A 15,154-nucleotide genomic window follows, 5' to 3' on the forward strand; every position below is an offset into this window, starting at 1 on the left:
AGGTAGATTGTGCATGATATAAACATAGAACGGCAACACGCCATTGGTAAGCAGCGAAACATGGGATACTTGAGGAGGAATAGAAGATGGACGATCAGAACAAGAAGAACGACTTCGACGATTTTTTCAAACCGCGCAGCGAGCATGACGTGGAGAACGGCGAGTCTTCCAATAGAACGCACGAAGCTAAGCCCGAAGAGGGAACGGAGAAGGCCTCCTACTATTATTCGTACGGACCGTTCAAGCCGGGTTCGGATGACGCGGCGCATCGCGACGAGTACGACGGCCGCGGCGCATCGGAACCGTTCCAGCCGGACGCTTCGCTGCAAGGCGGGCATAATCCGGTCGAAGTAACACCGCCGGCGCAGCCTAGGCCGTTCGCGCCGGCGCAGTCGGCGCGCAGCGGATGGCAGACGGGCGAGAAGCGCCGCTCGCCGTTCAAAGCGATGTTCGCCTCGTTCCTGGTCGGCGTCGTCGCGGTCGGATCATTGATGTACGTCTCCGACAGACAGAACTGGTTCACTTCGGAGCCGGCGGCCGTTCAGCAGTCCGGCGAGGCATCGGCAGTGGTCGGCAGCGCGGGCGACAGCGGCAGCATCTCCACGGCGGCCGACGTCGTACGGCCGAACAACATCGCGCAGCTGTTCGCGAACGCAAGCCCGGCCGTCGTGAAGATCGAGACGTTCACGAAGCAGCAGGCCCGCAGCCAGCAAGGCAGCATGGATGACTTCTTCAGCCAATTCTTCGGCGACGGCTACGGCGACCAAGGCCAGAGCCCGCAGAAAAAGCAGGATGACAGTCAAAGCGACAGCGGCCAGCTGACGCCGGAAGGGATCGGCACCGGATTCTTCTTCGACTCGAGCGGCTACATCCTGACGAACCAGCACGTCGTGGCCGACGCCGACGAAATTCAAGTTACGGTGCAGGGCTACAGCAAGCCGTTCGTGGCGAAGAAGCTCGGCTCCGACTACAACCTGGATCTTGCCGTTCTGAAGGTCGAGAACACGAAGGCGTTCCCGACGCTGAAGATCGGCAGCTCGGATAAGATCAACATCGGCGACTGGGTCGTCGCGATCGGCAATCCGTACGGCTTCGATCATACGGTAACCGTCGGCGTATTGAGCGCCAAAGAGCGTCCGATCTCGATTCCGGATACCGAAGGCACGCGCGAGTATCAGCATTTGCTGCAGACGGACGCTTCCATTAACCCGGGCAACTCCGGCGGACCGCTGCTCAACCTGAACGGCGAAGTCGTCGGCATCAATACGGCGGTCAGCTCGCAGGCGCAAGGCATCGGCTTCGCGATTCCGACCAGCACGATTACCGAAGTGCTCGACAACTTGAAATCGAACAAGGAAATCCCGAAAGCGCCGGTACCGTTCATCGGAGCGACGCTCGCGGAGATTACCGAACCGCTTGCCAAGGAGCTCGGCCTGAGCAGCACGGACGGCTCCGTCGTATCCGATATCATGTACAAATCGCCGGCTTACATGGCGGATCTGCGCCAGTACGACGTCATTACGGGACTGGACGGCACGAAATATAACCGCGAGGATCTCATTGCGGCCATTCAGAAGAAGAAAGTCGGCGACGTCGCCACGCTGAACATTATCCGCAACGGCCAGAAGATGGACCTGAAGGTGACGATCGGCAACAAGAACGATTTCGCGACGCAGGGGCAATAACGGAACGGGCGATTTCGTACCCAAGGGGCGCAAGCAGTCTTGACGGCTGATCTTGCGCCCCCTTTGTTTGGCCGCAAAGCCTTGTACGCGTTTCGCGCTTCGCGTGCTGCGCAATGGAATCGAGTGAAGGGGCGGAGCGAAGATCGGGATGGAACATTTGCGCGATAGGGACCGAATTACGCTATAATGAAGGAAGATTTCATAACGAACGAATTTAGTCGGATGACATTGGGGGAAAACATATGAGGCCGCATATACTGGTAGTGGACGACGACGAGAAAATCACTTCTTTGCTGAGGCGCAGCCTGGCATTCGAAGGGTATGAGGTAGCAACCGCGAACAACGGTCTCGAAGGCTTGAAGCAAATGCTCTCGAGCGATCCGAATTTGCTTATTCTGGACGTGATGATGCCGCAGGTCGACGGCTGGGAAGTGTGCCGGCGCGTACGCGAGGGCGGCAGCTCGGTGCCGATACTGATGCTTACCGCGAAGGACGACATTCAAGACCGCGTGCGGGGGCTCGATCTCGGGGCGGACGATTACTTGGTGAAGCCGTTCGCGCTGGAGGAGCTGCTTGCCCGCGTCAGGGCGCTGCTTCGCCGGAAGCCGGATAAGCTGGAGGAGAGCTCGAGCCGCCTGCAGTTCGAGGACCTGACGCTCGATCTCGATTCCAGAGAGGCGATCCGCAGCGGGCGCCGCATCGATCTGACGGCCAAGGAATTCGACCTGCTGCAGCTGCTGATGCAGAACCCCCGCCGGGTGCTGACGCGCGATGCGATCATGGACAAAATCTGGGGCTTCGATTACAGCGGGGAGTCCAACGTGCTTGAAGTGTACATCGCCATGCTCCGCCAGAAGACGGAAGACGGCGGCGGCTCGCGGCTGATTCAGACCGTGCGCGGAACGGGCTACGTCCTCCGGGGCGAAGGGGGCTGACGCGCCATGTCGATCCGGCTCCGTCTGACGCTTTGGTATTCCGTCATTCTGGCGGTTACGCTCGTCGTATTCGGCATTGCGTTCTACTACTTCGTCAATTACAACACCTATCACGTGATGAAAGGGAAAATCGCCGCCCAAGCGAACGCCATCAATATTACGTCTTCGCTGGATTCGTTCGATAATATCCTGATCGCGCCGCAGTCGCTGCTCGGCGACGAAGAGCTCTATATTCAAGTGACGAATTACAAGCGCGGGGTCTACCAGCAGACGTCGAATTTGAAGCGGCTGGACGCCAAATTCGAGCAGCCCGATCCGAAGACGGTATCGGAAGACGACGAAGGCTTCAAGCATGTCACGCTTGGCGGCCAATATCCGTTTGTCGTGTACCAGCATCTGTTGAAGCAAGGGAACGAAGTGTTCGGCTTGCTGCAGGTCGGCGCGTATTCAGGGACGGAAGACCGCTATATGAGCGAGCTTCGCACGACGCTGATCTTCTCCTTGATCGTCGTCGTGCTGATCGCCTTCACGATCAGCCTTGTGCTGGCGCGCCAGGCGCTGCGGCCGATCGAGAACGTGATTCAAGCGAGCAACAGCATTCAGAACGGCTCCGATCTCAGCATGCGCATTCCGAGAATCGGGCCCAACGACGAGCTCGGCCGGCTGACCGATACGCTGAACGGCATGCTCGGGCGAATCGAGACGACCTATAACGAGCTTGACGAGGCCTATAAAGCGCAGCGCCGCTTCGTATCGGACGCATCCCACGAGCTGCGCACGCCGCTCACGACGATCCGCGGCAACATCGAGCTGCTGGAGCGCATGTGGCCGCCGGCGCTTGAAGCGGGTCCCGGCGAGGCCGCCGGCGCGGAGGACGATGCGATGCCGGGCGTAGACGCCCGGCGGATGACGATGACGCGGGAAGCGATGCATGACATTGCGGGCGAGGCGAAGCGGATGTCCAACCTCGTCAACGACCTGCTTGCCCTTGCCCGGGCGGACGCCGGCTACGAGATGGAGAAGACGGTTCAGCCGCTGCTGCCGCTTGTCGAGGACGTTGCGCGCAGGGCGCAGCTGCTTCCTCGAAACGCGGATTGGAAAATCGGGAACCTAAGTGCCATCGATAACGTAGAAGTATATGCACACGCTGATTTTTTGCGTCAGCTGCTGTTCATCTTCGTGGAAAATGCGTTCAAGTATACGCCGAGCGGGCATGTCGAGCTGCGCGCGACCCGATCGCGGGATCAGGCCGGCATCGTCATCAAGGATACGGGCATCGGCATGAGCAACGAGGAAGTGCCGCATATCTTCGAGCGCTTCTACAGGGCCGACGAATCCAGAGGCGAGACGAGCGGAACGGGACTCGGATTGTCGATCGCGAAATGGATCATCGACGAGCATGGCGGCTCCGTCGAGGTATCGACGCGCGAAGGGGCGGGCACGACGTTCACCGTATGGCTTCCGATTGCTTTCCACGGCACATTGAATGAAGTATAATAGAAGAACTGGGCTTAGGGCCCTGCCAAACGGATAAGGCAAGCAGGAAAGCAGGTGCAAGTTTCACAATGGAAATCGTAAAAATATCGCCGCGCGGCTACTGCTACGGCGTCGTCGATGCCATGGTTCTGGCGTTGCAAACGGCTCGCAATTTGGATTTGCCGCGGCCGATCTATATTCTGGGCATGATTGTTCATAATAGTCATGTAACGGAAGCGTTCAAGCAGGAAGGCGTCATTACGCTGGACGGCGAGAACCGCCTGGAGATTCTCGAGCAGATTACGAGCGGCACCGTTATATTCACGGCACACGGGGTCTCTCCGGAAGTCCGCAGACGCGCGAAGGAGCGGGGGCTCACCGTCGTGGACGCGACTTGTCCCGACGTCACGAAGACGCATGACCTCATCCGCGAGAAGACGGCAGAAGGATACGAGGTCGTCTATATCGGCAAGAAGGGGCATCCGGAGCCGGAAGGCGCGATCGGAATCGCCCCCGAGCACGTGCATCTCGTCGAGCGGGAAGCGGATATCGAAGCGCTCGACATTCCGTCCGACCGGATCATTATCACCAATCAGACGACGATGTCGCAGTGGGACATCCGCCTTCTGATCAGCAAGCTGCTGGCGACATTCCCTTCGGCCGAAATTCATAACGAGATCTGCCTGGCGACGCAGGTGCGGCAGGAAGCGGTCGCCGAGCAGGCGAAGGAAGCGGAATTGTGCATCGTCGTCGGCGATCCGCGCAGCAACAACTCCAACCGTCTGGCGCAGGTGTCCGAGGAAATCGCCGGCGTGCCCGCTTACCGGGTATCGGATGTCTCGGAGATCGACCGCGCGTGGCTGATCGGCAAGAAGCGGGTAGCCGTCACGTCCGGCGCCTCCACGCCGACGCCGCTGACGAAGGAAGTTATCGGCTATTTGGAGCAGTATGACGATGAGAACCCCGAAACCTGGGCCATTCGGCGCACGGTCAATATGGAGAAGTTGCTTCCGGCTATACGCGTGAAGTCCGTTAGTACGGATGCTTGAATAAGCATCCAAAGTGAAAGGAGCGCATCCGATGTCAGCATCACGAAAACCGCGCTCGATCAAACGTTGGCTCAAATATAAATATACGCAGCTGATGCGGGCCCCGGGCGGACCCTCCATCGTAGCACTTGGATTTTCAATCGGCATTTTCATTGAAATGTTCACGCTCCCTACCTATGGGCTGGCGTTTTTTCTTATATTTCCGTTAATTTATTTGTTTCGAGCCAGCTTTGCCGGCGCCTTGGTCGGTTTCGTTTTCGGCAAAATCATCTTTTTGCCGGTCGCGTTTATTAACAGCAAGGTAGGCGGGGCCGTCCTGCCTCATCATTTGCGGGTCCATATCTCATTCCTGCCGCATTGGCTGAACCATGCGCTCATGCTGAACTTGAAGCTCATCGTGGGCGGCGTGATCGACGGCTTGGTGCTCGGGGCGATCTTCTACTTCCCGGTCCGGCTGATGATCAAGTACATGGCCGACAAGCGCAAAGAAAAGCGCAAGCTGCGCCGCTTGTCGACGGAAACGAAGCCGCTGACGGAATAGCGGGCGGAATTAATTCGAGAAAACCGGTTCTTGACGGCGCCGGTTTTTTTGTAGTATAGTTGCTTTAGCGATTAAAAGCATAAAAGCCAAAAAGCATGAAAGCTTAAAAGCATAAAAGCTAGAAAGCGGACACGCGTCTAAGCGTGATAGAAAACGTGGTGGAGAGGGAGTAATCATATGATCGTCATAACGAAGAACAACGAACCGGAAGAGCGGATCACGGAAATCGTCCAGCATATTGAGCGGGCCGGCGTGCAGGCACATGTATCGCGCGGCACGGACCGGACGGTCATCGGCATCATCGGCAAGGCGGAACCGACGCTTGCGGAGCATCTGCGCCAAATGAAAGGCGTCGAGAACGTCATTAAGATTTCGAAGTCCTACAAGCTCGCGAGCCGCGACTTCCATCCCGACGATACGATCATCGAAATCAAGGGCGTCCGAATCGGCGGCGACAATTTGACGATCATGGGCGGACCTTGCGCCGTCGAGACGCCTGCCCAGATCGACGAGATCGCCAGGCTGGTGAAAGCGGCCGGCGGCCAGGTGCTCCGCGGCGGCGCGTTCAAGCCGCGTACCGGACCTTACAGCTTCCAGGGCATCGGCGTGGAAGGCTTGGCGATGATGGCGGAAGCGGGCAAGAAGCACGGCCTGCTGACGATTACGGAAGTCATGACGCCGGAGTACGTCGACGTGTGCAGCGAATACGCGGACATCCTCCAGGTCGGCACGCGCAATATGCAGAACTTCGACTTGCTGCGGAAGCTCGGAACGGTGAAAACGCCGGTATTGCTCAAGCGCGGCTTCAGCGCGACGTACGACGAATTCCTCAATGCGGCCGAATATATCCTTGCGGGCGGCAATCCGAACGTTATGCTCTGCGAACGCGGAATCCGAACATTCGAATCTTACACGCGCAACACGCTCGATCTTGCGGCGATTCCGGTTTTGCAGGGTCTCAGCCATCTGCCGGTCATCTCGGATCCGAGCCACGGCACGGGCCGGCGCGAGCTCGTAGAGCCGATGTCGAAAGCATCGGTAGCGGCAGGCGCGAATGGGCTCATCATCGAAATGCATACCGATCCCGACAATTCCATGACGGGTGACGGCGTGCAATCGCTCTTCCCCGACCAGTTCGCGAAGCTGCTCAAAGAGCTGGAACAGCTTGGAAACCTTGTCGGCAAGCGGTTCGACACGCCGAAGGAGCCGGCGGAATATTTTACGACCTGGACGAAATAATCGCCGCAAGCAGGCGCTGTTATAGGAAAGACAAAGCCGAAGCCTCTCTGGAAAAGAGGGCTTCGGCTTCTTGTTTTGGGCGGATCTGCTAGTCTTGAAAATTATGTGAAGTTAGCTGACAGGGGAATCAAAAAATACCTGACATAACTATTGACGTTACCTGTTCCCTAATTCTATAATAACGACATAGTTTAGTGCAGAAGTTGAACGATTATTGTCCTACACATCGTGAATGTTCGGAAATGGAGGAAATACCTAATGTCAGTTCAAAATGTTTTGAACACAATTAAAGAAAACAGCATCATGTTTGTCGATTTCCGCTTTGTGGATCTTTCCGGTCACGCGCACCACATCACGCTTCCCGCGACGGAAGTGGATGCCGATACATTTGTTAACGGTGTAGCATTCGACGGTTCCTCGATCGCCGGTTTCCGCGGTATCGAAGAATCCGACATGGTTATGATGCCGGACACTGAATCCAGCTTCATCGATCCGTTCACGGATCACCCGACATTGAACATTATGTGCAACATTCATACGCCGGACGGCGAACGTTACGAGCGCGACCCGCGCAGCATCGCTCAGAAGGCAGAAGAATATCTGCAAACGACGGGCATCGGCACGACGGCATTCTTCGCGCCTGAGTCCGAATTCTTCATCTTCGACGATGTTCGCTTCGAAAGCAAAATGAACACGTCCTTCTACTCCGTCGATTCCGACGAAGCGGCATGGAACACCGGGCGCAAAGAAGAAGGCGGCAACCTCGGGTACAAAATCGGCGTTAAAGGCGGTTATGTGCCGGTAGCTCCGGTCGATGCGCAGCAAGACATCCGCAGCGAGATGGTTCGCGTCATGCAAGAAACCGGTCTTCGCGTCGAGCGTCATCATCACGAAGTCGCTACAGCCGGTCAAGCGGAAATCAACTTCCGTTTCGATACGCTGACGAAAACAGCCGATAACCTTTTGAAATATAAGTACATCATCAACAACGTCGCTCGTCAATGGGGCAAAGTGGCAACGTTCATGCCAAAACCGCTCTTCGGCGACAATGGCAGCGGCATGCACGTGCACAGCTCGATCTTCAACGGCGATTCCCCGCTGTTCTACGAGAAAGGCGCTTATGCGAACCTGAGCCAACTGGCTCTGCATTATATCGGCGGCATCCTGCACCACGCGCCGGCGCTGATCGCGATCACGAACCCTTCGACGAACTCGTTCAAACGTCTCGTGCCTGGCTACGAAGCGCCGGTTAACCTCGTATTCTCGAAAGGCAACCGTTCCGCGGCGATCCGTATTCCGGTTGCAGCCGTAACGCCGAAAGGCTGCCGCATCGAGTTCCGTACGCCGGACTCCACGGCTAACCCTTACCTGGCATTCGCGGCGATGCTGCTTGCCGGTCTGGACGGCATCAAGCGTCAACTGGATCCGGTCGCGCTTGGCTACGGACCGTTCGACAAAAACATCTACGATCTGTCCGACGAAGACAAGAAAGAAATCCGTTCGGTTCCAGGCACGCTGGACGAAGCGCTTGACGCGCTGGAAGCCGATTCCGGCTTCTTGACCGAAGGCGGCGTCTTCTCGCAAGACTTCATCGACAACTTCGTTGCCCTGAAGCGTTCCGAAGCGAAAGCCGTTTCGATCCGCGTTCATCCGCACGAGTACAGCCTGTATTTCGACTGCTAATTCCGGACTTCTACCTGTTTCATCAAGCGAGCTCTCTTCGGGAGCTCGCTTTTATGATGTATGGACCGCTAAAACCGAACAATTATCTCCGAAATCCGAATATTATTCATGTAAAGTTCCATTTTTGTTCGACTTTATGACTTGATGCCAGGCTTCAAAATTGCTATCATACTCATAAGCAAATCGAAGAGTGGAGTGAGTGTCTGTGACGAATCGCGCGTATAACTTTAATGCCGGACCTGCGGCTCTGCCGCTGGAAGTGCTGCAGCAAGCCCAACAAGAGTTTACCGATTTTGCGGGAGCCGGGATGTCCATTATGGAAATGTCCCACCGCAGCAGCATCTTTGAAGAAGTGAACGACGGAGCGCAATCGCTTCTTCGCGAATTATTCGGCATTCCGGGCCATTATAAAATCCTATTCCTGCAGGGCGGAGCAAGCACGCAGTTCGCCATGATCCCGATGAACCTGCTGACGCCCGGCAAGACGGCTGCGTTCGTGCATACGGGCAGCTGGGCGGAGAAAGCCTACAAGGAAGCGAAGCTGTTCGGTTCGACGGCGATCGCCGCGTCCTCGGAATCCGACAAGTTCAACCGTATTCCGGCACTGAGCGACATTCATATTCCGGCCGATGCGGCGTACCTGCACATCACATCCAACGAAACGATCGAAGGGACGCAATACGCGGCTTATCCCGACACCGGCGACGTGACGCTGATCGGCGATATGTCGAGCGACATCCTGAGCCGTTCGGTCGACGTCGGCAAGTTCGGCCTGATCTATGCCGGCGCGCAGAAGAACCTCGGTCCTTCGGGCGTCACGATCGTCATCGCGCGCGAGGATCTTGTGGCGGAAAGCCCGAAGACGATCCCGACGATGCTGCGCTACGATACGCACGTGAAGAACAACTCGTTGTACAATACGCCGCCGTCCTTCTCGATCTATCTGGTCGGCCTGATGCTCAAATGGGTGAAGGAACGCGGGGGCGTCGCGGCGTTGGAGCAGTTCAACCGCGACAAGACGAAGCTGATTTACGACGCGATCGACACTAGCGGCGGCTTCTACCGCGGCTTCGCGGACATGGGCAGCCGCTCCCTGATGAACATTACGTTCCGTCTCGCAACGGAGGAGCTGGAGAAGCAATTCGTCAAGGAGTCCGAGCAGGCCGGATTCGTCGGCTTGAAAGGCCATCGCAGCGTCGGCGGCCTGCGCGCTTCGACGTACAATGCGGTGCCGATGGAGAGCTGCAAGGCGCTGGCGGAGTTTATGGCGGAGTTTATGAAGCGCAATGGGTAAGGCGATTGGTTTGCGTTCACTGTCGTAAGACAGGGAATGCAGCATTCGCCAGCTTCGAAAGCATAGGCTTCGTTTTTCCGACTCCAACCGACCTCCGGTCACTTTACCGCTGCGCTTCTTTATTTTAGGAGCAAAATTAAGACCGCCGGTCCTCAGTGGACGGCGGTCTTCTAGTTGAAGTGCCAAAGCTAAGTGCCAAAAGCCAAAAGCCAAAAGCCAAGAGCCAAGAGCCAAGGGCCAAGAACCTTTAAGCCAGCGACTCAGCCGTGCTTGGGCCGGACAGCTTGTAGCCTACGTTGCGGACGGTCATGATATACTCCGGCGTACGGGCGTTCTTCTCGATTTTGTCGCGCAGATGGCTGATGTGAACGTCGACGATGCGCGTGTCGCCGAGGAAATGGTAGTCCCATACCCCGTGCAGCAGCTGCTGGCGGCTGAGCACTTTGCCGCGGTGGCGGCAAAGGAAGAGCAGCAGCTCGAACTCTTTGGGCGTCAGCTCGACGGTTTTGCCGTCGATTTGCACTTCGCGCTGCTCGGCAAGCACCGTCAAGCGTCCGATTTCGTGCACGACCGTTTCGCGCGCGCCGGGCAGAGCCTGCGTTCTGCGGAAGATCGCTTGAATGCGCGAGAGCAGCTCTTGCGGCGAGAATGGTTTCGTCATATAATCATCGGCGCCGTTGTCGAGTCCGGCTATTTTGTCGGTCACGTCCTGAAGCGCAGTCAGCATGATGATCGGGACCGCGTTATTCTGTTTGCGAAGCTCGCGGCATACTTGGATGCCGTCCATTTTGGGAAGCATAAGATCGAGAACGATGAGATCGGGACGAAACGGCTTCAACAGGTCGAATACGGCCTCGCCATCCTGAGAGCAGCGCACTTCGTAGCCGGCCAGCTTCAAATTGAACTCCAGCAGCATGGAGATGGAAGGCTCGTCATCGACAATTAATATTTTTTTCTTCATCGTTTGATCTCCTTTTCATGCAATGATAGCTCTATTATGGCGGGCATATTTTCACAAAAGATTAAACAAGCGTAAAAGCTGTGTAAAAAATAAAGAGGAGTTAACAAACTATGGCATTTCATATCGTGCTTGTCGAACCGGAAATTCCGGCCAACACGGGCAATATTGCGCGCACCTGCGCCGCTACGGGCGCGATCCTGCATCTGGTGCATCCGCTCGGATTCCGCACCGACGACAAGACGCTGAAGCGCGCAGGCCTCGATTACTGGTATGCGGTCGACGTGCGTCACCATGATTCGTTCGAGGAGCTGCAGGCGCAGTTTCCGGAAGCGCGGTTCTTCTGCGCAAGCACGCGCAATTCAAAGGTTTACTCCGAGCAAACCTACCGGGACGGAGACTTCTTCGTCTTCGGCAAAGAGACGAAAGGACTGCCGCAGTCCATTCTGGACGCCTATCCGGACACGTGCATCCGTATTCCGATGACCGATAAGGTGCGTTCGCTCAATCTGTCGAATTCGGCGGCAATCGTCATTTTCGAGGCATTTCGCCAACTGGGCTTCCCGGGATTGAAGTAAGCGCGCAGTAAGCGTTTTCGCGCTTACACAATATTAAGCAAATATAAAAAAATGCAGGAATTGAACGGTTACTATCGAATTTGGTAGGATGCAAAACTGTCATCACATGATAGCTTTCAAATTGCGACTACAGGAGATGTGTAATTGTGAAACCGGCTGGCGTTGTGCGCAAAGTGGATCAACTTGGGCGGATCGTGCTGCCCAAATCACTGCGGAAGAGATATCAGATGAATGAAGGCGATCCTGTCGAAATTCTGGTGCAGGGCGATCATATTATCTTGGAACGCTACCGTCCGCGCTGCGTGTTCTGCGGAGTACTGGAGGATGTACGGGAGTTCAAGGAACGCTACCTGTGCGTCAAGTGCATGGCCGAGATGGCCCATCTGCGGCGTTAGGCGGATTCCGGCCAATGCCGGCTTGCATGAGGGAGAACGAACAAAAAGAAGCTTTCGGCGCTGCGATGAAGCAGGCTGAAAGCTTCTTTTTGTTTGTAATGAAACCCGCAGCGCCGGGAGCGCCGTCGGCCGTTTCACCTTGCGCGCGAAGGCGAATTACATGCCCTTGGTTTTGTCGTCGTTGTAGGACGCCGTCAGCATTGCCGTCAGGAACAATACCGAAATCGTAAGGACGATCAGAAAATTAACTGTCATAGCTCCTATTACCCCCTAAAGTCGCCGGTAATGCGGCTTGATACATGGCAAGCACTTTCCTCATTATACCCAACACGGGTTGAAAAGAAAACGATCAAAGTTGTGAACAAGTTGTTACGACGTGCCGGATTATATCCTGAATCTGCGATCCGCTGCCCGTTGTTCCATCCGCCCGTTAGGCTGCGTAACATGTGACAAGAGCGTATTTACGGGGGGATGAGGATGAAAGAGCGCCGCATGCGTAACGCGAAAGGACCGGGAGGCGGCTCGCTTGCGGACCTGCTGCATTCCGGCCGGCTGGAAGCGTTTCTGTCATTTGCAGGCGACTGGCCGGCGGAGTTCGTCGTGAAACCGGAGAGGCTAGACGCCGGAATCGAGCCGGATACCGCCAAGGACGATAGCGATCCGGAGGATGCAATGTCATCGGCAGCGAAGGCATCGGCGGTGCCGGATCAAGGCCTGCTATCGCTGCGCGAGCAAATATGCGCCCATATGGCTGCGCAGTGCATCGCGGCCGAGCCGGACGAGGTGATTGTCACGGCAACGCCGCAGGCGGCCATTGCGCTTATTGTCTGCGCGCTGCTGCAGCCCGGCGATACCGTGCTCGTCGGCGAACGTACGCATCCGGGCAGTCTGGCCGTTTTCCGGCAGGCGAAGCTTCGAGTCGTGCCGGTCGCATTCGACGATGAGGGGATGGATGCCGCCGATCTGGAGCGGCTTGCGGAGCGGCATCAGCCCAAGCTCGTCTATACGATGCCGACAATCGGGGTGCCGGATGCAACGATATGGAGCGAGGAACGCCGATTGGCGCTCCTTGCGTGCAGCCGCCGTTACGGCATGCTCGTGGTAGAGGATGACCCGTACGGCTGGCTTCGATTCGAAGGAGCGTTCGGAAATGCGACGACATCGACCGTTCCGCCATCGCCCGCGCCGTCAGCCGTACAGCCGCCAGCCGCACAGTTGTCAACTTCGCAGCCGTCAGCATGGCACTCGCCCGTTCCTGCTTTATTCGAGCTGGACCGGCGAAACGGGGGCGGCGGCGTTCTCTATGCAAGCACCTTCGCCGCCATGCTCGGACCGCAAGCGTCCGCCGGCTGGATCGCGAGCAGCCGTGCCGATGTTATGGCGCGGCTGGCGAACGCGAAGCCGGCCGGCAGGGCCGAACCCGTCGAGCAGCAGGCGCAGCGCAAGCTGGAACGGCTGCTGCGGCATTGCGGGCTGGAGCGGCACGCGCATACCGTTAGGATGTCCGTGGCAAGCCGAATGCATCGCATGCAAGACCTGCTAAGCCGGCAAGGGCTGAGCGGCGTTGCATGGCATGAGCCGCCGGGCGGCATGTTCCTATGGGTGGAGCTTCCGCCGGGACTCGACGCCGAGGCGCTGCTGCGGTGCGCGGCCGCCAAGCGGGTGACTTTCGATATCGGCGCGCCGTTCTATGCCGGCCATCCGGAGCGTAACCGGATACGGCTGAACGTCGCGAACTTGCCGGAAGCGCGAATGGCCGAGGGCGTCGCGCGATTCGCCGAGGCCGTGAACGAATTCCTCGGACGCTCATCCACTTGAACATAGGCGGCTTGCCGCTGCCTCGGCGCTTCGCGCAGCTCCCTGCGCGAAGCGCCGAGGCGCATGGCGGCCGTCAGCCGCTTCGTTACGCCTTGAGCGCGAACTGCCCGTCAACGATTTCGAGCGGGGAGCACTCGAGCTGCTCGCCCGGAATGTTGGTCGATTCGCCCGTCGCCAGATCGAAGCACCAATAATGAAGCGGACAGATCAGTTCGTTCTTATGAGGACGGACCATGCCGCCGGCATGCGGGCAGATGGCCGAAATCAGGTTGTACCGCTGCGGCTCGTCGCCGCTGCGCGGCGCCTCGACGATGAAGTAAGGCTCGCTGCCGACTTTGACCTGTGCCGGGAAGGATGCAAAGTCGGCTACTTGGCCGATGATTTTGATGGATGATTCGCTCATTTGCGCGTGCTCTCTCCTTAATAGATGAATAGTTTTTCCGTATCTTGCGTTCCTTCGGTTACTTCTACTGCTTCCGCTGCTTGCATAACTTCCGCTGTTTCTTCGGCCGGCCTGCTGTCCGCAGGCCGGTCCGCCGAGCGCTTCCGCTGCCAGGCGTCCAGGATCTCGCCGTTCTGCAGGACGGCTTGCTCGCCTTCGGGCTTGAGCCTGTACTTGCCGCGTTCCACCCGCTGGAACCAGCCGTAATAATCCTTCTGCATGAAATGCGCGGCTTTGGGCACTTCCGTGATCGCGGCGGCGTCGCGGGGCGACAGAATGCCATGCTGGCTGAGCGCCCAGGCGATGCGCAGCGCCTTCTCCCGGTACGCGGTCACCAGCTTGCGGTTGTTGCTGCCGCCGGTATTGTAGTCGCCGCTTCGTTCGCGAAACTCGGTCAGCAGTCTGGCCGACCTCGCCCGCCGCTGGCCGCGGACCGGGGGATCGCCCGGCTGGCAGAGCATCTCGAGCGTCGGCGCCTTCGTCTTGAAGAACGTCACGGTCATCAGTCCGAGCCCCAGCAGCCGGCACAGCTCGGTCAAGTCGCCGAAGCGCTGATTGTGGGCGCCCGCCTTCTTCCGGTTGCGTTCGACCGCCAGGATAACGCTTCCGTTCAGCCGGAGGCGCTCGATCCCTTGCAGGAGCAGCGCGAGGTTGAACGTCTTCTTCATCTCGACCAAGAGCGTATCTCCCGTCTCGGGATGGACGGCCACGAGATCGCAGTGCATGACCTCGCTCTTCACCTCGTAGCCCTGCGCTTCGAAATACGATTTGATCGGCTTGTACAGCTCGGTTTCGTGTTTGACGGCCACGCCGGTTCCTCCCTTCGCGCAGACGTACGGTATACTGTGGCGATTATATCATATCCCGGCGCATCCCTTAAGGGATTAAAGGAAATGACATGCCATGTCGCACATTTCTTAAGGCGGCGGGCGGGGAAGAAGGTCGAATCGAAGCCCGATTCGACAAAGCCGGCAAAGCGCGGCAAAGCGCCGCCGCCGCTCGATTTCGCATCGGTTCCGTGTCGGAACGGCGCTTGTTCGCCCAAGCGAGGGCGGGACGGA

Annotated in this window: 14 protein-coding genes; 11 read left to right on the forward strand and 3 right to left on the reverse strand. The window is 57.6% G+C overall.

Annotated features, from left to right (window positions below):
• The first annotated feature begins 86 nt into the window (after positions 1-86).
• The 8 genes from GXP70_RS09045 to serC all read left to right on the forward strand — a co-directional run bounded on the left by GXP70_RS09045 (position 87) and on the right by serC (position 9,902).
• Positions 87-1,685 (forward strand): S1C family serine protease, encoded by a 1,599-nt coding sequence (locus tag GXP70_RS09045; RefSeq protein ID WP_162356133.1) that lies wholly within the window; start codon positions 87-89, stop codon positions 1,683-1,685.
• 242 nt (positions 1,686-1,927) lie between these two features.
• Positions 1,928-2,620 (forward strand): response regulator transcription factor, encoded by a 693-nt coding sequence (locus GXP70_RS09050; RefSeq protein ID WP_162356134.1) that lies wholly within the window; start codon positions 1,928-1,930, stop codon positions 2,618-2,620.
• Positions 2,621-2,626: 6 nt separating this feature from the next.
• Entirely contained in the window at positions 2,627-4,117 is a 1,491-nt protein-coding gene (locus GXP70_RS09055; protein ID WP_162356135.1) for a sensor histidine kinase, read from the forward strand.
• Between the two features lie 68 nt (positions 4,118-4,185).
• Positions 4,186-5,145, forward strand: a complete 960-nt coding sequence (locus GXP70_RS09060; protein WP_162356136.1) for a 4-hydroxy-3-methylbut-2-enyl diphosphate reductase — start codon at positions 4,186-4,188, stop codon at positions 5,143-5,145.
• A gap of 31 nt (positions 5,146-5,176) precedes the next feature.
• Entirely contained in the window at positions 5,177-5,686 is a 510-nt protein-coding gene (locus tag GXP70_RS09065; protein WP_162356137.1) for a DUF2062 domain-containing protein, read from the forward strand.
• Positions 5,687-5,863: 177 nt separating this feature from the next.
• Positions 5,864-6,925: a 3-deoxy-7-phosphoheptulonate synthase gene (gene aroF / locus GXP70_RS09070; protein WP_162356138.1), complete on the forward strand. Its 1,062-nt coding sequence runs from the start codon at positions 5,864-5,866 to the stop codon at positions 6,923-6,925.
• Between the two features lie 258 nt (positions 6,926-7,183).
• Complete coding sequence (glnA, locus tag GXP70_RS09075) at positions 7,184-8,608, forward strand: type I glutamate--ammonia ligase (protein ID WP_162356139.1); 1,425 nt, start codon at positions 7,184-7,186, stop codon at positions 8,606-8,608.
• 205 nt (positions 8,609-8,813) lie between these two features.
• Complete coding sequence (gene serC, locus GXP70_RS09080) at positions 8,814-9,902, forward strand: 3-phosphoserine/phosphohydroxythreonine transaminase (protein ID WP_162360387.1); 1,089 nt, start codon at positions 8,814-8,816, stop codon at positions 9,900-9,902.
• A gap of 247 nt (positions 9,903-10,149) precedes the next feature.
• On the opposite strand, the gene GXP70_RS09085 is transcribed toward serC, so the two are convergent.
• Complete coding sequence (locus tag GXP70_RS09085; protein ID WP_162356140.1) at positions 10,150-10,863, reverse strand: response regulator transcription factor; 714 nt, start codon at positions 10,861-10,863, stop codon at positions 10,150-10,152.
• 110 nt (positions 10,864-10,973) lie between these two features.
• Here GXP70_RS09085 and trmL point away from each other — a divergent pair, with 110 nt between their 5' ends.
• The 3 genes from trmL to GXP70_RS09100 all read left to right on the forward strand — a co-directional run bounded on the left by trmL (position 10,974) and on the right by GXP70_RS09100 (position 13,651).
• A complete protein-coding gene (gene trmL, locus GXP70_RS09090; RefSeq protein WP_162356141.1) occupies positions 10,974-11,438 on the forward strand; it encodes a tRNA (uridine(34)/cytosine(34)/5-carboxymethylaminomethyluridine(34)-2'-O)-methyltransferase TrmL in 465 nt (154 codons plus the stop codon).
• Positions 11,439-11,584: 146 nt separating this feature from the next.
• Entirely contained in the window at positions 11,585-11,833 is a 249-nt protein-coding gene (locus GXP70_RS09095; RefSeq protein ID WP_162356142.1) for an AbrB/MazE/SpoVT family DNA-binding domain-containing protein, read from the forward strand.
• A 492-nt stretch (positions 11,834-12,325) separates the two neighbouring features.
• Positions 12,326-13,651, forward strand: a complete 1,326-nt coding sequence (locus GXP70_RS09100) for an aminotransferase-like domain-containing protein (RefSeq protein ID WP_162356143.1) — start codon at positions 12,326-12,328, stop codon at positions 13,649-13,651.
• 85 nt (positions 13,652-13,736) lie between these two features.
• Here GXP70_RS09100 and GXP70_RS09105 read toward each other — a convergent pair whose 3' ends face one another.
• Both GXP70_RS09105 and GXP70_RS09110 read right to left on the reverse strand, forming a co-directional pair.
• Positions 13,737-14,054 (reverse strand): Rieske (2Fe-2S) protein, encoded by a 318-nt coding sequence (locus tag GXP70_RS09105; RefSeq protein ID WP_162356144.1) that lies wholly within the window; start codon positions 14,052-14,054, stop codon positions 13,737-13,739.
• 17 nt (positions 14,055-14,071) lie between these two features.
• The gene (locus GXP70_RS09110; protein WP_162356145.1) at positions 14,072-14,902 is read right to left on the reverse strand and encodes a DUF2161 family putative PD-(D/E)XK-type phosphodiesterase; all 831 of its coding nucleotides are present in this window, start codon (positions 14,900-14,902) and stop codon (positions 14,072-14,074) included.
• Positions 14,903-15,154 lie beyond the last annotated feature (252 nt).

The sequence above is a fragment of the Paenibacillus lycopersici genome (genome assembly GCF_010119935.1).
Classification (GTDB): domain Bacteria; phylum Bacillota; class Bacilli; order Paenibacillales; family Paenibacillaceae; genus Paenibacillus_Z; species Paenibacillus_Z lycopersici.